Origin of the sequence: Aeromonas molluscorum (genome assembly GCF_051376105.1) — a bacterium.
In the GTDB taxonomy this organism is placed as follows: domain Bacteria; phylum Pseudomonadota; class Gammaproteobacteria; order Enterobacterales; family Aeromonadaceae; genus Aeromonas; species Aeromonas molluscorum.
On the sequence record NZ_JBPQCY010000001.1, the window covers coordinates 166,748 to 184,070 of the forward strand.

Genomic DNA, 17,323 nt, shown 5'->3' on the forward strand with positions numbered 1-17,323 from the left:
TAGCATGGCCCTCGATCTCATGGCCGCTTTTACTGAGCTGCCGCCGCCTATTGATTACGTTCTACCAAATATGGTTGCGGGAACTGTAGGCGCAATTGTTTCACCTGGTGGGGCGGGTAAGTCTATGTTGGCCTTACAGCTTGCGACACAGATTGCTGGAGGCCCAGATCTACTGAACATTGGTGAGTTCCTCATAGGGGCTGTGGCTTACCTGCCAGCTGAAGATCCGACCGCCACGATCCATCATCGGTTACATGTATTGGGTGCACATCTCACGCTGACAGAACAGCAGGCGGTAGCTGATGGATTACTGATTGAGCCGCTGATCGGTCGGTGTCCTGACATTATGTCTTCGGCGTGGTTTGACGTACTCAGACAAGTTGCAGAGGGCCGGCGCCTGCTGATCCTGGATACTCTGCGGCGCTTCCATATCGAGGAGGAGAACGCCAGCGGGCCAATGTCGCAGGTGATTGGCCGGATGGAGGCCATCGCTGTCGAAACGGGCTGCGCTATCGTATTTCTCCATCATTCCAGCAAGGGGGCGACCATGATGGGTGCTGGTGACCAACAGCAGGCCAGCCGTGGTTCATCTGTATTGGTGGATAACATCCGTTGGCAATCCTACCTTTCGGGGATGACGCCAAAGGAAGCCGAAGAGTTGGGGGTCAACGACGGCCAACGCGGTTACTTCGTCCGCTTTGGTGTAAGCAAAGCCAACTATGGAGCACCTTTTCCCGAGCGTTGGTTGCGCCGTCATGAGGGGGGCGTACTCAAGCCGGCTGTGTTGGAGAGACGGCGTAAAACGAGAGAAGTATTGCCGTTCAAGAAATCGGAAATTGCTCTGGAGGGCGCTGATGACAATTGGTAACAAGGTCGTTCCAACCAGTACCAGCGCACAAGCACGAGTGATGATCTACCAGGCGACTCAACGCCCGAGCATGAGGGAGGCAAACTGGATGAAGACATCCTTTGGCCGTTGCTCTATTCAGGGGAGGTTAGGACAGCGGCACGCAGATGTTGTTGAGGCGATTCTGTATTGTGCAGAACGTCGCCGCGATGTGTCCGATGGTGGTGTCGAGCTTCTGGTAGACCCTGCCAAAGTGCGGAAAACGCTGTCAGACAGCCGGTATAGCCTCTTCCAGCTTGAAAAATTACTGACTGAGCTGCGAGCAGCAACCGTAACTATTGAAACGTCACAGTTCGATTTTCCAATAATCGGTGGCTTGATAGATCATGTTATCCCTTCACCGATGACACGCCTTGATCCTCTGACGGGAGGGGAGCGGAACTTATGGAGAGTTCGGCTTGGTATCGCACTGGTCATGCTATTGGAGCATGACCTAAGCCTGTACTACGATCCGGCCCCCATTGCCCGTTTGCGGCACGGTATTAGCCAAGCTATTGCTCGCCATATATTGACTCACAAGCATGAGCCCGCCGGAGGATGGCATGTTGACACCCTGATTCGCGCAGTGTGCGGTGAAAATCTCAATAGCAAAAAGATACGAAATGAGCGTTACAGGCTCAGGGAAGATGCGGAAAAATTGCATGAGGTTGGGATAGCAATAGATGCTGAAAATAGGATAAAGCGTCTCACACCCGCCCGATAGCGTCTCACACCCGCCCGATGGCGTCTCGCACCCGCCCGATGGCGCCTCACACCCGCCCGATTTTTTACTCTTTTGGCAGGATATTCAGGATATCTCAGGATCCCCAGTCGGAGTAACCATCCGCTTTATGCGGACGGTTACTCCTTGTCGGACTGCGTAATCGGCCAGAGGCCGATAATTGAACGCCAGGAAAGGATCTAGCCCCATAAGCTGACTGAGGGGGCATCTAGGAAAGTGCATGGGAACTATGTGTAAAGATATTGATTTTAGCAAAGTAAAGTATGTGAGATTGATGTGTATCGCACTGTTTTATATGGTTTTTTATCTGTTTTTAGATCTTTTTCTGGCGTAAATACATTTCTTAATCCTATGTATGGTGATAACAGCCCTTTCCTATTGAGTATCCCCGAGAGAAACATGGCTGATCTGAGGGCAGGATGTGTGAAGTAGGCCCACCATGCAAGCATGGTGGAGCCTCTTCACCGGCCCTTATTCGCACCTGCGGCGCTCAACGTACATCCTGCCCTGCGGGGCTTGTCAGTTATGCGGGTGATCACAAGTCCTGTTTAGTCGGGCAATCGTTCCGTCTATGCGCTAATTCTGTCCGCATCTTGGCTGATGACTCGATCATATCCCGACGAAGCTCTGCGAGTTCATGGGCTGTCAGTCTTCGGGCTCCTTTGCTTGTGGCGCTTGTTTTGAGTTGCAAGGTCAGGTTCTCCATGTATTCATTATGCCAATTAATCAGCAGTTCAGCCGCCCATGTTACACTGTAGCGTTTTATCTAGGAGCGTAAGCAGGGCACTCTATTTGTATGACACTCTATATCCGTCTCGAAAAACTTCGTTTCTTGGTAACCGAAATGCGACTAGCGTTACGTTTGGCACAGTTTGCGCCAACAGACGCCGACGCACGCATGATTGCCCGACACATTCTAATCCGCGCGGTCGATTTCATCTCACATTCCCGCCAGCTACGTAAGCCGTTAAAGCAAGCAGGGTTCAATACAGTTGCTTTCCACGATCGCAAGGAATGCTACGCTGCTGAATTCAAAGAGTCCTTCCAGAAGGTCCGAGACCGGCTGAGCGCCCATGTTCAAGATATTAAACTAGGAGAGGTGATAGAACTTTGGAATGGCGTCGATGCCTCGAACTCGGAGTTTTTTGTAGAGGGCGCAACCGAGATTTACTGCTCGCTACAATCTTTGAGCATTACCGATTTTCCTACGCTGACAGACTTCCCTGAGCTTGGTGATCCGGCATTCGAGGTTGCCTTACAAGCCTATCGCGCCTCAGGCTGCAAGGTGCAAACCGTAGAGATGGGAGCCGATCCTCTGGCGATGACACGACCTAATTCTACAGCCCTTATCAATACTACGCCGATCCATGCTCGTGCGGGACATCTTGCTCTCATCCAACGTTGGATGGTAGCCCAGGCCAAGTTACTTCAGAGATTCGGAGCGTTTCCGAATGTTGTGCGCCTCTTGAAGGGCCGGATGATTACCGATCTGGTCAGCGCTTGCGATTGTCTTATTACACGCGACGTTGGCCTTGCGGCTCCGCAACGAATGGATGGTCTCGACGCTCTCCTTGCAAAAGAAGTTTCGAAAAACGCCATCGAGCACTTCAAAACGATCTTCCGGGTAGAAGAAGAAATTGCACCGTATCGAGAGATCAGAAACAAAGTTAGCAGTCACCTTGACGGAAACGTTACCGTCACGCTCGAAAATCTCCTAAAGCGTCTTGACGATATTGATTTCGAAGCTGGACTGGGAATATACGACAAGCTGAGACAAGTCTTTGAAAAGGTCTGTCGTGACGTATTGTTCTTGCGTTCTTATTTAGCCGATGGACAAATTCTCAATGGTGTACTCGGGTCTGGAAAAGACACCAACACCGTTCCATTTAGTGACAGTGAGCAACTTGGAAGGGTTGTTCCTCAACCAGAGCGAATGGATTATTCCGACGAGTCGTATTCTGCTAAGTTGGAAGAATGGTTGACCGGCGAATCAGGTGCACGTGAGCGCGCTCGCTCGGCTTTCTGGCAAGCCTTTCTTTATTCTCCTGTCGTTGAAGAATATCAGTTAGTCGAGTCGCTTCCTGGAGGCGGGATACGGTACGAGATGCGGCAATTGCGCCAAGCTCATTGCTTCATTATGGGGAAACTCGAATCTGAGACAGAGTCGAGTCGAATACGCGGCATTCTGGAACTGACTCATCAGTGCTCCAATGGAACTCCGGACGCGCTGACCGAGATTCTGATGCGTTTCGCTCGCAATCCGAGAGCGAGTCCTCATATGTCGGCTATCGCGCTCTGTCTTGGTGATCTTGCCAATTGGAGCAATCTTCCGGTGCGTGCTCATCTGATGGCAGGAATGAGTGTGGCGTCATCGCTTGCCGTGTATACGAGGATGGCCTTGCTGCGGATTTTCGTTCGCACGGAGGGGATAGCTAGGATTAATCGAAAACTGCCAACGGAAGCCTTTTCCGACGTACTTGGGAGCCTAATTTTTGGGCTTGAACCAAGGGACAAGCTAATAACGAAAATTTTCTTGGCAAGTCAGTTTTGCGATCAGCAGATAGCAAGTGTCATGAAGCCCTTTGAAACGGACTATGTCGATCTGCAAACTGACATTGTTGCGCTAGTCCGCAGCTTGACTCCAGAAGAAGAAGCCGCACGCATCTCCGAGATGGTGCGCCGTCTAGTCGATACTCATGATTATGTTGGTATTTGCCTCTATCTGTACGATGAACTGAAGAACGGCGACTTGAATAGCCTAGCTAGAGACTTGGTCATGATGACCTGCGATGGGATCGTTCGGGTTGCTTATCATGATCAATCACGTAGGCATCTGTGTGGTTGCTTCTTGCATCTCGAGCGCTACAAGGAGGCTCTTAGCCTGGCCGATAGCCTTGCTCGTTCAAATCCCGAGAATCCCAATTTCCAAATACTTCTAGCACAAGTGATGACCTACTTACCAGAGTGCCAAGATGTGGGAATAAGCGGCTGACGCTTTCCTGCCGATAATGCAAAACTGTCAAAAAGGCGCCCTTGAGGCGCCTTTTCTTTTTCCAATCGTTTGCGCCTCACTTTTCCCCTCGCTAGCCACTTTCTCGCCTCCCTGCCTCTGTCATATATGACAGGGGGTGTTTTATGGATCTCGCACTAGGCTCTGCCATGCCAATTGAGACCGACGCTGTGAGGCGGCGGTCGTGGCAGAAGGGGAGGGTGGCGATAGCAACACCTTTATGTGCGCTGTCGTCATCGGGCATACCGATATCTGGTATGGCTCCCGGTGGAGTCCGGACACCACTTGAATAAACGGGGCGGAACCCGAACAGCCAAACGAGTAGGGATCATAGAGCACGGAGAGTTTGATATGTCAGAACAAGCAGTGTTGGTGGGTGGATGGACCGCATATCACAAGCTGACCGCCAAGGATCAGGCGGTATTTGATCAGGCGCTGAAAGGATTTGTCGGGGTGCAGTACGTACCCTTTGAAGTCTCCACTCAGGTCGTCGCCGGCACCAACTACCGTTTCAAATGCAAAACAACTGTGAAAGGCGCCCTTGAGGCGCCTTTTCTTTTTCCAATCGTTTGCGAGAAAATTTTGCCCCTGGCGAAGGGGGTGAGGGCCCTGTTGCCAACGTTGTCGTGCTGAGTGCTTGGGTCGATCGGCAGAGCCTCATCCATCGCGTCCACATAGGGCGGCAGACTGTGGTTTATCCGGGCAGGGTAGGGGGAGCAACTCCTGCCCGTCAGGTGCCATGCGGGCAATTGATCCGGATGCCCTCTGCTTGGATGCCCCATATTGATGCCAGAGGGTGATGCGAGCTGCTGATGCGCCCCCCAAGATGGGGTAATTTCTGATCTGGCTTGGGAAACGCCTACCTTCCGCTTTTTCTTGTCTCTCACGCTCGCTAGGATAGTCGTCTGGATATGGCCTCTTTGGAGTCGCCTATGAACCGTTAGAAAAGTTGAAGTATGTATACGAGTTTTTAAACAAATTCAGTCTATTCGCAAAATCATTTAGTGTTTGTAGCAATCATTGTAGCGCGTGCTGCAAAAACGATGTTCAAATTACCACTTTGGAAGCCAAATATATAGAAAAAGTATCTGGGAAAAAGGCTAAAAACGTAAGGCGACCTAGCAATAGTCATAATAGTGACTGTCCTTTCTTAAAGGATAATTCATGTTCAATTTACGAAACTAGGCCATTTAACTGTCGAACTCTTCATACTTTGGATGATCCCAAATACTGTAGTACCCATGAACATCATCAGCTTTACGGTTTGCAAGGCGGAAAAGGTATACCAATAGTATTCCAGTTTAAGAAGTATACAGAAAGACTCAATGAAAATAGGCCTGTTGCTGATATTCGAGATTTTTTCAGTTAACAAACCGTTGCAACGGACTCGGAAAAGCTCCTCGTCGTTGAATAGGGGCGTTAGGGCACAAAGGGGGAAAGATTGGAAGAAGTAGCAAAGTTTTGGAATGACAACTATTCCAACATCATGGTTTCGCTTGGCGTTGGACTCGTTTTCTTTGTCTTGGGACCTATTGGGGTTTGGTTTTCGGGCCGCAAGATTAGAAGAGAACGAATTCGAAAAGCAAAAGAAATGCTTATCGATTTAATCGAAGGCATGCTTGTTTCTCAGGAAGCAGTTACAACGGCAAAGCTAAAGCAACTGTTTAATGCTGTTGAAAGAGAGGTCGAAACAAGCATTGACTCAGAGTACGACCTTGAAAGACTTTTTGAAGATGTATCGCTTCGCTTTCAAAGAAGCAAGCATCTTGATGCAACACAGAAAGATGCCTACTCAAAAACACTTCTTGATCTTGTGGAATCAATAAAACAATCCCAAGCAGCAGGTACGCGCGTCATCCCTAGACGTTACGAGTCAATTTTTCTGGACTTAAGACAATCAATTGAAAGCCAAGACATGCAGAAGTCAAATAAAGTCTTAGATGAACTAGAAGAGAAAGTCTCAAGACTGCCGATGGAAGCAGAACCATTTATCCGCATACTTACAATTCAAAGGCGGTTCATTAAAGAGCACCCTGTCTTGTTTCTGACGGTGGTAGTAATCTACGTGGCATTTTTTGTAATAGGTGTGGTTACAGGTGTCATCAAGTAGCCCTAACACTGCGCGTCCAAGGGACGTTATGTCATAAAAGATGGATAACTCAACGAGACCAAATCATGGCAACAAAGTCTGAAATATTAAAAGAAGCTTTATTGATTGCATCAGAAGCACTCCGGGAACTTGAGTTATCAGAAGCATCTTTAACGTCAATTGCATTGAAAGCAAGCCGGATTGCTAGAATAACAGGTGATTTTGATATGCAACAAATAATGCTCTTTGAAGCTGGCGGTTATCCTTCTGAACCAACTGGCGTTCAGCCTGAAATATGGTCATTAGCAGTTAAAGCGAAGAGAGTAGCAAAAGAAAAAAAGGAAGAAAAAATAAACGAATATGCCATATTGAAATCTATTGAACAGCTAGAAAGTGAAAACCAAGCAGCTAAAGAACGTCTGCGTTCTGCTGTTGATCCAAACATATCCATTAGCTCGAGTAATCCAAATCAATTTATATCACCTGTGGTTGGCAATGGCATCGAGCGAACAAAAACAATTAGCTCAATCAGTGAAACAGCTAAAATGATAGGACAGCGCAGAGCATATATATATCAATACCTGAGTGATGTTTATTATGAATTGCGTTATTCATCGATCACAGAAGATAGTTTTTCAAGAATAAGGTCTGTAGTAGACATCAATATTGCGAATCTAACTCCAAATGCAGTTAAGAAATTTACTGCTATTTATGACAATTTAGACTCTGACAATACTGAGGATTGGGCTAATGCCGTTCATAGTTGTCGTCGTGTTTTACAAGATTTAGCTGATGTTTTATATCCTTCGAGAGCAGATATAACCAAAAACATTGGTGGTAAAGATCGCATTGAAAGCTTGGCCCAGATGCGTATATAAATAGAATAATTGCTTATGTAGAAGGAAACACCCAATCCGAACGATTTCAAGAAATCGTCGGATCTCACATCAAATACCTTGGTGAACGATTAGATGCTATTTTTCAAGCGGCTCAAAAAGGTTCTCATGCTGAAATTGTGTCAAAAGAAGAAGCAGATCGCTATGTCGTTTATACATACATGGTTGTTGGCGATTTAATCACTTTAAAATTGAGCAGAGAAACAAGTCCGGCACAGGCATAACAAAAACCTGAAACAGGACGGCCCTACGTGCCGTCATTTAAGTCATAGGAAGCGTTCTCCTCCTCCATTTCTCTATCATGCTCTCCCTTGATATCGCCGGACGACTGTCCGGCGATATCTGATGGGCAATCGCCTTATGACCAGCAGGCTCTGTATTTCCCTTGTCAGGCAGAGCATCACAGTCCCCACCTCACTCATACCTCGCCGCCTCCCAGGCGTGTATCGCCTGTTTGCGGGTCTCGCCCCAGTGATAGCCGCCGAGTTTGCCATTTTGCTGGATGACTCTGTGGCAGGGGATCATCAAGGCGACGGGGTTGGCGCCCACCGCCAGCCCCACGGCGCGGGCAGCCTTGGGGTTGCCGATGGCGCTCGCCACCTGGGCGTAGCTCACCACCCTGGCGGGCGGGATCTCGAGCAGGGCCCGCCAGACGCTGATCTGGAAATTGGTGCCGCTCACGTGCAAGGAGATGGGGCGATCCGGCATCTTGCTGCCATCGAACATGGTGTGGATGACCTCTTGGGTGCGTGATGGCGCCTCCCGCAGCTTCGCCTCGGGCCAGTTATGGGCGAGGGCGGCCAGCGGCGTCTCTGGGGCCTGGTCATCGAGAAACGAGAAGTTGCATACCCCCCGCGGGGTGAGGGCGACAAACGCCTGGCCGAAGGGGGTGTCATGCACCCCGTGATCGATAACCAGCCCGGCCCCGCGTTGCTTGTACTCCCCCGGCGTGACGGCCTCGAGCTGCACGAAGTGATCGTAGAGCCGCGAGCCGCTGCTAAGGCCCAGGGTATCGGCCACCTCCAGCAGCGGGCGTGACTCCTGCAGCAGCGCCTTGGCACGCTCCAGGGTCAGTACCTGCAGATAGCGTTTGGGTGTCACTCCGGCCCAGCGGCTGAACAGCCGCTGGAAGTGAAAGGGGCTTAAGTGAACGTGTGCCGCTATCTCGTCCAGGGTGGGCTGGCGCGCCACCTGGCTTGCGATAAAACGGATGGCATCACTGATGCGGGCGTAATCAGACATAAGGCGCTCTCACGATAGGTTTGCAGCCGCAGGATCTTGGATGCGACAAGGTCATGTGCGATAAATAGATACCCCACCATCGGCCAGCAGGGCAATGCCGGTGGTAAAGCTCGATGCATCGGACGCGAGATAAAGGGCCGAGCGGGCGATCTCCTCCGGTTGGGCCAGCCGTTTGAGGGCATGCATATGCTGCACAAAGGCGAGGCTTTCCGGCGTATCGGTAAAGGCCCGTCCCATGGGGGTGTCGGTGCCCCCCGGCAGCAGGGCGTTGACCCGCACCCCTTGTGCCCCGAACTCCGCAGCCAGCACCTGGGTCAGGCCGATGAGGCCGGCTTTGCTCGCGGCATAGGCCGCCATGCCGGGCAGCCCCAGGGTATGGCCGACGAAGGTGGAGGTAAAGATAAGGGAGCCGCCCCCGCGCGCCAGCATGGCGGGGATCTGGTGCTTGGCCCCCACGAAGGCGCTGGTGAGGTTGGTATCCAGGGTCTCATGCCACTGGGCCAGTGCCATCTCCTGCACGCTGCCCGGCGTCCCCGTGGTGCCGGCGTTGTTGAAGGCGATATCGAGCCCCCCGAAACGCCCCACCGCCAGCTCCACCAGGGCGCGGGCGTAAGATTCGCTTTTCACATCCCCCGCCAGGCTCACCGCCTGGCCCCCGAATTCCCTGATCTCCTCCACCAGCAGATCCAGTTCGGGCTGGCGGCGGGCCCCCAGCACGACCCTGGCCCCCTCCCGTGCAAACAGGATGGCGCTGGCGCGACCGATGCCGGAGCTGGCTCCCGTGATGATGGCGACCTTGTTGGACAGTTGTGACATGGCAGTTCCCTCGCGAGATGTGCATGGCGCCAGGTGGCGGCGCCCATGCAGGATTGGCAGACAAGTGGATGGGTTCAACCCCTCCTGGTTCAAACCTCCTTTGGTTCAACCCCTTGGGGGGGGCGAAAGCACTTTTGGTTTGAAAGCACTATGGCTGCGAGCCTTCGTCACGACGACCCGGATCTTGCTCACTTGTCCCATCGGCGATGGGCCATCACGGCATCGGGAGATATCAGCGTTTTTTGAAGGGAGTGGGAAAGAAGTGGGAAGGGAGCGGGGCTGTGGCGCCGCTTTCCCATATGGTGGTGTCATGGGTTTGCAAGGGCAGGGCATGGAAAACAGTGCCACCGGAGTCGGCGGCACTGACGCAAGGCCTGGTGGGATAACGCTCTTTTAGGGGTTATCAGGCCAGGGGGGGGCTGGATGTGGCGGCGCAGGGCAGGGCGGCCAACTGTGCGAGGTGCTCGCCCAGGGAGACACCGGCGCCGGTGGCGTTGACTGTCTCGAAGTAGTCGTGCCAGCCCGATGCGGCTATCCCCTGGACGAGGGCCTCGATGGCTGCGGCATCCGGCCCGCGCCAGATGGCGAAGAAGGGTTGGGTTGCGCCATGGAGGGTGGCGGCATGGGTCTCGCCCAGGGCGATGGGCTCCACCCCGAGGGCGGCGAGGCTGGCCATGCCTGCGCCAATGGCCTCGAAGAGCTGCTGACGGGCCGCCTGGCTCAATGCCAGCCAGGCGGGAGTGGGGGTGTAGAGCTCTGCCAGATAGTGGGTCATAGGGGTTCCTTCGGGAGTTGGCCCTTGCGCAAGGTGCGCAAGGCGCGTTGACAAATCCGGGTTGTCGCGGGGCAGGGGCTTTCGCGAGACCAGCGCGCGCAGAGATCAGTGACCCACTGTGGCCTGTCTTTGCTCGCATCGTTCAGCCAGTTGGCGACGGAGTCCTGCACATAGGGGGCGGGATCGGCCTTGAGGGGCTCGAGCAGCACCAGGGCCTGCTCCGGCGCTTGTCGCAAGGACGCAAGATGGGTACACCAGACGCCGCGGGGCCGAGTCGCCTCGCTGGCAAAGCGTCGCAGCCGCTCGGACGGCTCCGCCGTCCAGGGCACCAGGGCGGCAATGGCCTCCTCCAGCTGCGCGGCAATGGTCGAGCGCATTGCGAGCCAGGCCCACTCGCGCACCCCGAAGTGAGGGTCATCGGCGAGGGGGCGAATGAGGGCCAGGCGCTCCCCTAGCGACAGCCCCTCGCTCGCGCCCACCATGAAACAGGCCCAGCCCCGCACGGTATCCGAGGGATGGCGGCTGAGCGCGTCCAGGGCCGCCATGCCGCCATGTTCAAGGATGAGACGCGCGGCCAGCGCCATGCGCCGGGTAATGCCGTCCGCTGATGCGGCTTGCATCGACGCCAGCGCATTGGGCCCGAGTGCAGGCAGGGTGCACTGCATCAGGGCGGCAAAATCCACCGCCAGGCATTCGGTCAGGTTGCTTGTCTCGCTCTCTCCCAGGTTGAGCTGGGCGAGGCGTGAGGGGGCGATATCCGTGATGCGGCTGCGTGTCATGAGTGCTCCTCTGTGGCGGCCTCAGTGCAGCCTGCCCGGGATGAGATGACATTGAGCCAGGCCCTCTTGAGCAGGGCGCTCAGGGTCTCCCGCTCTGCCTGATCGAACCCGGCAAACAGGGAGCCTATCCACTGGCTGTGCTCATCGAGCAGGTGCTGCGCCAGGGCCTGGCCCTGCTCTGTCAGGCGCACCGAGATCTTTCGCCTGTCCTGGCTGTCGCTGTGGCGAGCCAGCAGGCCGTCCCGTTGCAGCCCGTCGAGCAGGCCGGTGATGGTGGCCCGTGTGACCCCCGCCTTGACGGCAAGCTCGTGGGGGGCCAGCCCTTGTGACAGGTCGCGCAGCAAAAACAGCAGCACGAACTTGCCTTCGGAGAGGCGGTGAGGGGCCAGGCGCGCCGCGCACGCCTGATCGATGGCAGCGGCGAGGGTCAACACCTCAAAGCAGACACGTATGTTTTCGGTGTCCGCTTGTCCGCGGCGCTCTGCATCCTCGAGCAGGGCGAGGTGTTTCTGTTCCAGCGTGATCATGATGGTGAGTCTCGAATGACTTTGTATGGCGCCATACTATATGGCGCCAACCAAATGATCAACCATACAAGAGCCGACCGGGATGGTTCATGGCAACGAGGAGCAGGAGTGTGGCGGTGGGTGACTTTGCAAGAAGAGGCCTTGCAAGAAAATCGGCCATCTTTGGCCGTGATTCCCTATAATGCCCCTCCTTTGTGCTCCTGGGGAGTGCCCCGCAGTGAGCCGCCGCAAGCCCGAATCTTGATAGAGACGATCCCATGCATACCCTGGAACAGCTGCGTGCAGGCGAACTATGCGGCGCCCGCCACCTCAAACTTGCTGAAAACCTCGCGGTTTTCCCTCCCGAGATCCTGACTCTCAAGGGGACGCTGGAGGTGCTGGATCTCACCGGCAACCAGCTGAGCGACCTGCCGGACGAGTTGGCGCAGTGCACCAAGCTGCGCATCATCTTCTGCTCCGAGAACCGCTTCACCGAGTTGCCCGAAGTGCTGGGGCGCTGCCCAGCGCTCACCATGGTGGGCTTCAAGGCCAACCAGATCGTCACAGTCCCCGCAGCGTCGCTGCCCGCTGGCTTGCGCTGGCTGATCCTGACCGACAATGCCATTGAGCGTCTGCCCGGCACGCTTGGCCAGTGCGACGCCCTGCAAAAGCTGATGCTGGCGGGCAACCGCCTGCGCGAACTGCCCGCGAGTCTCGCCAACTGCCGTCGGCTCGAGCTGCTGCGCATCGCCGCCAACCGGATTGAGGTCTTTCCGAGGTGGCTGCTCTCCTTGCCGCGCCTGAGTTGGCTTGCCTGCGCCGGCAATCCTTTTAGCGATGGGCAAGAGGCGCGGGCCATGAATGACGCTCATGTCGCCACCCTTGGCTGGGGTGAGCTGAGCGTGGGCGAACTGCTGGGGCAGGGGGCCTCTGGCATGATCCACAGTGCGACCCGCGTGGCTGGTGACGGACAGCCTGGTGAGACCGTGGCGGTCAAACTATTCAAGGGGGCGGTGACCAGCGATGGTTTGCCCGGCTGCGAGATGGCGGCTTCCTTGGCATCCGGTATCCACCCCAACCTCATCAAGCTGATGGGGCGGGTCAATGATCACCCCTCCGGCATGCCGGCGCTGGTGATGGAGCGGATAGATCCGGCGTTTGCCAACCTGGCGGAGCCGCCGAGCCTTGTCTCCTGCACCCGGGACGTCTATCCCGCTGGGCTGCGTATGAGCCTGCCCGACGTGATGGCGATGGCCCGGGGCATCGCCTCGGCGGCGCAGCATCTGCATGGTGCCGGGGTCATGCACGGGGATCTCTACGGTCACAATATTCTCTTCGCCCGCCGATCTTCCCAACCGGCCCACGCCCTGCTCGGGGATTTTGGCGCAGCCTCCCTCTATGATCGCGCCAATCACGGGCTGGCTGCTGGCTTGGAGCGGCTGGAGGTGCGCGCTTTTGGCTGCCTGCTGGAAGAGCTGCTGATGCACTGTGATGCAAACGGTGAGGCCTATGCTGACCTGCATCGACTGAGCGCCGCCTGTTTGGGGGAGGAGCCAGGCGCAAGGCCCACCTTCGCGCGGATCCACCTTCTGCTCCTTGGCATCCAGGCAACCCATGACTTGGCCAATTGATCCGAGACGGGCTTGCCTTGATGAGCAGTGCGCCGCTTCCCGTGTCATCAATGCAGTGTCATCAACCGGCATATACCTGGCCTTGCGATCTCGTTTGGTTTTGCAATCCTTTGTCTGGCAGAAATAGCCTATGGCGGGAGGGCAGGGGTTGCACGGCGGCGGCTAAGTTGTGATATTGAGACATCTTTAGATAAAGGGGTATGACGATGGAAGCCGCATTTTGGCACAAGCGTTGGGAAGAGAACCGGATCGGATTCCATCAGGCTGATGTGAATCCCTTTCTGCCAGATTGCTGGCAGGGCCGTCCCGAGCAGGGGCCGGTGTTGGTGCCCCTCTGTGGCAAGTCTGCCGATATGGTCTGGCTTAGCCGCCAAGGCAATGCCGTACATGGCTTCGAGCTCTCGGAACTTGCCGTCAGCCAGTTTTTTGAAGAGCAGGAGCTCTGTGTGCAGCAAGATGTGCTGGGCCCTTACCGGCGTCATCTGAGTGGCGAAATTGCCCTTCATCAAGGCGACTTCTTCGCCGCCGCAGAGCTTGGCCACGGTTATCAGCTCGCCTATGACAGGGCTGCACTCATCGCCTTGCCAACCGCCATGCGCCAGGATTACGCCGACTTGATGGCACGCCTGATGGTGGCGGGGGGGGAGGTGCTGCTCATCACTCTGGAATATCAACCCGAACAGCAAGCGCAACCCCCTTTCTCGGTGGGGGAGCTGGCGGTGCGCGCCCTGTTTGAAAGGAGCTTCAGGGTCGAGGTACTGGGCAGGCGCAGTGAGCAGGAGCACCCTAGGGTCATTGCCGGTCAGCTTTCCTATTTCGATGAAGTGGCATATCGACTCACCCGCCGTGGTTGAGTCAAGTCAGCGCCGAGCGAATGGTTTTGTGATCCGGCAGGCAGATTGAAGAGAAGAGGGGGCAAGGTCTTGGACCATGTCCCCTCTTTTTTACCTCCTTTGATGTAGATCAACGGGGGGATATGGGTTGTGAGTAAGATGATCCTGTTTCTCAATCACTGCTGGCAATGGCTCAAGCCGACTCGCCTCAGTGCCTGATTTTCACGCTCATGTTCACGTTTGGCGGCGCAAGTCGTCTTTATGGTGGTATTTCCAGCCGACCCTTTTGGGTCGGCTTTTTCTTTGTGGGCAGGCCACCGTTTGCGAGCGATCAAGCATCGAAGGTCAGGGCATTGAGGCGAAAGAGGCTAGGGTCTTCGATGAACTGGCCGGTGATGCGCTCATCGTGCTCGTGCCCTTGGCCATAGCTGCAGAGGATCAATCTGTCCGAGGTGCGTGAGCGTAGTGCCATGATGAAACGCACCAGGTCGGCGCGGCTGAGCTTGCCCACCTCCTCGCAGACGTGCTCGCGCTGATCGAAGCCGAGATCCTTGTTGCCTATGCTGACCCAGAGGCGCTGGCCACGGCTGCGCAGATTGGCGTCGCGCTCGGACAGCTGGGCCTGCAGGCCGCGCTTGCTCTCTTGCCACTGTTGCTCGCTAAATTCGAGCATGGCTAGCGGGAAGAGGTCGATGAACTCTTCCACCGCATCGAGCAGCACCTGGGGCCCGGCCACTGGCGACTGTATATAGAAGATGAGGCCGGGGTGGCGATTGAGGGGCAGGTTGCCGGCGCCCACCACGTAGCCGAGTTGCTGGCGGGTGCGCAACTCGTGGAAGAAGGTGGACGACATGATGTGATTGGCCAGGGTGAAACAGGCCAGATCCCGGGCCCGGGTGGTGCGGGACTGGTAGTAGACCAGCAGCGCCGAGTCTTCGTGTTCGCAGCCGTGTTCGCGGATGAGCGTGCCCCTGTCCTGGATCGAGATGAGAGGGCGCCGGGTCTCTGCGCTCGGTTGGCTATAGGGCGCAAGATGGCGCTCGAGCAAGGCCGCCAGGGCCAGGGCTTCGCTCTCTTGCCAGTCGCCGTGTACCAGGGTTTCGACGTGAACCTGGCTGAACAACTGCTGCACGAAGGCTGGCATCTCAGCGAGTTCCACCTCGCGCAGGTGACGCAGCAACTGTTCGAAGGGCGGATTGTTGGGTTGCAGCAGGCTGGTGAGCTGGTTGAACAGCTGATTGATGGGCCTGGTCTTGGCCTGATTCTCCCAGTTGCGAATGAGTTGCTGCTTGATGGCGGCAAAGCGGGCCGGATCCGGATAGCCCAGGGTGCGATTGGCGAGGATCATATCGAGCAGCAGAGCCTGCTTGTCGGAAAAACCACTCAGGGTAATGGTGAAGCCGCCCTGATGGGCATACATCTGGTAACCCAGCCCCGCCAGCTCTGCCGGGTAGGTGAGGGCGTTGAGGTGATCGCACAGTAGCTCGACGGCCAGCCGCGCCATGGCAATGTGGCGCGGGCTCTTGACCGCATGTTCACTGTCGATGGCGATGTAGAGGTTGCCCTTGGGCACGCTGAACTGGTGCTCATGAAGATGCCATAGCCGAAAACCTGGTCTGTCAATCAGGCAGACAGGCAAGTCGGTGGCCAGTTCCGGCGACCTGGGCTCCAGGCGCGTGGCGATGAAGGGATTGGGGTCGGGTAAGCGCAGGGCAGCATCAGGCTCGCTCTGTTGCCAGCGGATCTTGTCTGCCTCCGGTATGTGGCTCACCTTGTAGGGGGTCTGATACCAGCGGGCCAGTCGGTCCGTACTCAGTCCGGGGGCGGTCAGGGTGATCCTCAGGTTATGAGGGGTCAGCTTGGCGAGCAGGCGGGCTAGCAGCTCTTCATCATACTCGCGCATCATGTAGTCGCCGTAGAGCAAGTCTTGTGGCTGATAGATGAAGAGATTTAGCACCAGACCAGAAACGGTGTCTTGCGCCTTGCCGCGCTCCTGGAAGCGGAACGCCGACTCCAGCACCCGTTGTTTCTCCTCGTACCGCCAGGGGGCCAGCCCCTCCTGCTTGACGAGTTTGAGGTAGCCAAACAGCAGTGTGATGATGTCGTCCACATGGTCCATCCCCATCGGGGTCAGGCCGAAATTGATGCCAAAGTCCTTGAAATTGCTGCCACTCACGCCACCACCGGCGGCCAACTGGTTGACCCAGCCTTTCTCCTTGAGCAGGGAGAGCAGGCTGCCATCGCCCTCATAGCCGATGAGATGGCTCAGGAAGGTCAGTGGTTTTTTGTCGTAATAGGCATCGACCGGCGGCAGCGGGAAGTTGAGGCTCAGACGGCGACTCTCTTTGACCGGCGTCTGTTCAATGCAGAGCCCCAGATCCTCGAGTCGATAGAGGGGGGCCTCCACGGTCGGGATCCCCAGATTACGGTCCAGAATGGGGCCAAAGAAGTGTTCACACCAGGTTAATTGGTTGGCGATAGACTCCGGAGAGAGCATCACCAGGGCCATGCGATCCGCGCTGTAGTGCTGTTCGTAGAACCTCAGCAGGTCGCTGTGCAAACTGCGCCCCGGTAGATCTGCCAGGGTGTCGAGATTGCCGACCGAGAATTTGGAAAACGGGTGTGCCGGGTTGACGGTCTCTTTGTGTACCTGATAGCTGCGACGCACGTCATCCATCAACTTGAGCCGGTATTCGGAGTCGACCGCGTTACGCTCCTTGTCGACCCATTCGGGCGAGAAGGTGGGACAGATGAAGAACTGGGAGAAGCGCGCCAACCCCTGCTCGAAATAGTCATTGTCTATGTCGAAGAAGAAGTTGGTGAACTCGGTGCCGGTCCAGGCGTTGTTGCTGCCCCCGTGGCGATTCATGAACTGCTGGTATTCACCGGGTTTGGGATAGGTGTCAGTGCCGAGAAACAGCATATGCTCGAGGAAATGGGCCATGCCCTGACGATCGCTCGGATCGTCGAAATGACCGGTATTGACCGCCAGCGAGGCCGCAGACTTATCGGTCTCAGGGTCGCAAATGAGAAGTACCTTGAGCCGGTTGGCCAGCTCCAGATAGTGATATTGCCTGTGGTCATTCGGGCTGGCGTAGGGGCTCATCGGCGCTGACTC

General features: G+C 55.8%; 15 protein-coding genes. 9 read left to right on the plus strand and 6 right to left on the minus strand.

From position 1 onward, the window contains the following. Positions 1 to 4: 4 nt before the first annotated feature. From ACSMDR_RS00730 to ACSMDR_RS00760, 7 genes are all read left to right on the plus strand, one after another. Positions 5 to 868 carry a helicase RepA family protein gene (locus ACSMDR_RS00730; protein ID WP_264110328.1) on the plus strand — a complete coding sequence of 288 codons (864 nt, stop codon included), beginning with the start codon at positions 5 to 7 and terminating at the stop codon, positions 866 to 868. After that, positions 855 to 1,610: an ABC transporter ATPase gene (locus ACSMDR_RS00735; protein WP_264110326.1), complete on the plus strand. Its 756-nt coding sequence runs from the start codon at positions 855 to 857 to the stop codon at positions 1,608 to 1,610. Before ACSMDR_RS00730 ends, ACSMDR_RS00735 begins: the two co-directional genes overlap by 14 nt. 814 nt (positions 1,611 to 2,424) lie before the next feature. Continuing rightward, entirely contained in the window at positions 2,425 to 4,620 is a 2,196-nt protein-coding gene (locus ACSMDR_RS00740; protein ID WP_436466682.1) for a hypothetical protein, read from the plus strand. Between the two features lie 369 nt (positions 4,621 to 4,989). Further along, on the plus strand, positions 4,990 to 5,271 hold the full coding sequence (locus ACSMDR_RS00745; RefSeq protein WP_436466683.1) for a hypothetical protein: 282 nt from the start codon (positions 4,990 to 4,992) through the stop codon (positions 5,269 to 5,271). 316 nt (positions 5,272 to 5,587) lie between these two features. Then, positions 5,588 to 6,007 (plus strand): YkgJ family cysteine cluster protein, encoded by a 420-nt coding sequence (locus tag ACSMDR_RS00750; RefSeq protein ID WP_436466684.1) that lies wholly within the window; start codon positions 5,588 to 5,590, stop codon positions 6,005 to 6,007. A gap of 72 nt (positions 6,008 to 6,079) precedes the next feature. Next, the gene (locus tag ACSMDR_RS00755; RefSeq protein WP_436466685.1) at positions 6,080 to 6,748 is read left to right on the plus strand and encodes a hypothetical protein; all 669 of its coding nucleotides are present in this window, start codon (positions 6,080 to 6,082) and stop codon (positions 6,746 to 6,748) included. 65 nt (positions 6,749 to 6,813) lie between these two features. Next, the gene (locus tag ACSMDR_RS00760; protein WP_436466686.1) at positions 6,814 to 7,605 is read left to right on the plus strand and encodes an AbiTii domain-containing protein; all 792 of its coding nucleotides are present in this window, start codon (positions 6,814 to 6,816) and stop codon (positions 7,603 to 7,605) included. Between the two features lie 432 nt (positions 7,606 to 8,037). Here the strand turns inward: ACSMDR_RS00760 and ACSMDR_RS00765 are convergent, their stop codons facing one another. From ACSMDR_RS00765 to ACSMDR_RS00785, 5 genes are all read right to left on the minus strand, one after another. Continuing rightward, positions 8,038 to 8,865: a bifunctional transcriptional activator/DNA repair enzyme AdaA gene (locus tag ACSMDR_RS00765; protein ID WP_436466687.1), complete on the minus strand. Its 828-nt coding sequence runs from the start codon at positions 8,863 to 8,865 to the stop codon at positions 8,038 to 8,040. A 51-nt stretch (positions 8,866 to 8,916) separates the two neighbouring features. Next, the gene (locus ACSMDR_RS00770) at positions 8,917 to 9,681 is read right to left on the minus strand and encodes an SDR family oxidoreductase (RefSeq protein WP_436466688.1); all 765 of its coding nucleotides are present in this window, start codon (positions 9,679 to 9,681) and stop codon (positions 8,917 to 8,919) included. Positions 9,682 to 10,084: 403 nt separating this feature from the next. Further along, positions 10,085 to 10,456 carry a DUF6616 family protein gene (locus ACSMDR_RS00775; protein WP_436466689.1) on the minus strand — a complete coding sequence of 124 codons (372 nt, stop codon included), beginning with the start codon at positions 10,454 to 10,456 and terminating at the stop codon, positions 10,085 to 10,087. After that, a complete protein-coding gene (locus ACSMDR_RS00780; protein ID WP_436466690.1) occupies positions 10,453 to 11,235 on the minus strand; it encodes a HEAT repeat domain-containing protein in 783 nt (260 codons plus the stop codon). Before ACSMDR_RS00780 ends, ACSMDR_RS00775 begins: the two co-directional genes overlap by 4 nt. Continuing rightward, entirely contained in the window at positions 11,232 to 11,762 is a 531-nt protein-coding gene (locus ACSMDR_RS00785) for a MarR family winged helix-turn-helix transcriptional regulator (protein ID WP_436466691.1), read from the minus strand. Before ACSMDR_RS00785 ends, ACSMDR_RS00780 begins: the two co-directional genes overlap by 4 nt. 257 nt (positions 11,763 to 12,019) lie before the next feature. Here ACSMDR_RS00785 and ACSMDR_RS00790 point away from each other — a divergent pair, with 257 nt between their 5' ends. Beyond that, complete coding sequence (locus ACSMDR_RS00790) at positions 12,020 to 13,372, plus strand: protein kinase (protein WP_436466692.1); 1,353 nt, start codon at positions 12,020 to 12,022, stop codon at positions 13,370 to 13,372. 206 nt (positions 13,373 to 13,578) lie between these two features. Then, positions 13,579 to 14,226, plus strand: a complete 648-nt coding sequence (locus tag ACSMDR_RS00795; RefSeq protein ID WP_436466693.1) for a thiopurine S-methyltransferase — start codon at positions 13,579 to 13,581, stop codon at positions 14,224 to 14,226. Between the two features lie 310 nt (positions 14,227 to 14,536). On the opposite strand, the gene ACSMDR_RS00800 is transcribed toward ACSMDR_RS00795, so the two are convergent. Beyond that, complete coding sequence (locus tag ACSMDR_RS00800) at positions 14,537 to 17,311, minus strand: insulinase family protein (RefSeq protein WP_436466694.1); 2,775 nt, start codon at positions 17,309 to 17,311, stop codon at positions 14,537 to 14,539. Positions 17,312 to 17,323 lie beyond the last annotated feature (12 nt).

What these genes read in the sequence shown, in the direction of transcription:
- ACSMDR_RS00730 (WP_264110328.1), top strand. Translation starts at nt 5, where the DNA reads ATGGCCCTCGATCTCATGGCCGCTTTTACTGAGCTGCCGCCGCCTATT.
- ACSMDR_RS00765 (WP_436466687.1), bottom strand. Translation starts at nt 8,865, where the DNA reads ATGTCTGATTACGCCCGCATCAGTGATGCCATCCGTTTTATCGCAAGC.
- ACSMDR_RS00790 (WP_436466692.1), top strand. Translation starts at nt 12,020, where the DNA reads ATGCATACCCTGGAACAGCTGCGTGCAGGCGAACTATGCGGCGCCCGC.
- ACSMDR_RS00785 (WP_436466691.1), bottom strand. Translation starts at nt 11,762, where the DNA reads ATGATCACGCTGGAACAGAAACACCTCGCCCTGCTCGAGGATGCAGAG.
- ACSMDR_RS00745 (WP_436466683.1), top strand. Translation starts at nt 4,990, where the DNA reads ATGTCAGAACAAGCAGTGTTGGTGGGTGGATGGACCGCATATCACAAG.
- ACSMDR_RS00800 (WP_436466694.1), bottom strand. Translation starts at nt 17,311, where the DNA reads ATGAGCCCCTACGCCAGCCCGAATGACCACAGGCAATATCACTATCTG.
- ACSMDR_RS00795 (WP_436466693.1), top strand. Translation starts at nt 13,579, where the DNA reads ATGGAAGCCGCATTTTGGCACAAGCGTTGGGAAGAGAACCGGATCGGA.
- ACSMDR_RS00780 (WP_436466690.1), bottom strand. Translation starts at nt 11,235, where the DNA reads ATGACACGCAGCCGCATCACGGATATCGCCCCCTCACGCCTCGCCCAG.
- ACSMDR_RS00740 (WP_436466682.1), top strand. Translation starts at nt 2,425, where the DNA reads ATGACACTCTATATCCGTCTCGAAAAACTTCGTTTCTTGGTAACCGAA.
- ACSMDR_RS00760 (WP_436466686.1), top strand. Translation starts at nt 6,814, where the DNA reads ATGGCAACAAAGTCTGAAATATTAAAAGAAGCTTTATTGATTGCATCA.
- ACSMDR_RS00770 (WP_436466688.1), bottom strand. Translation starts at nt 9,681, where the DNA reads ATGTCACAACTGTCCAACAAGGTCGCCATCATCACGGGAGCCAGCTCC.
- ACSMDR_RS00735 (WP_264110326.1), top strand. Translation starts at nt 855, where the DNA reads ATGACAATTGGTAACAAGGTCGTTCCAACCAGTACCAGCGCACAAGCA.
- ACSMDR_RS00775 (WP_436466689.1), bottom strand. Translation starts at nt 10,456, where the DNA reads ATGACCCACTATCTGGCAGAGCTCTACACCCCCACTCCCGCCTGGCTG.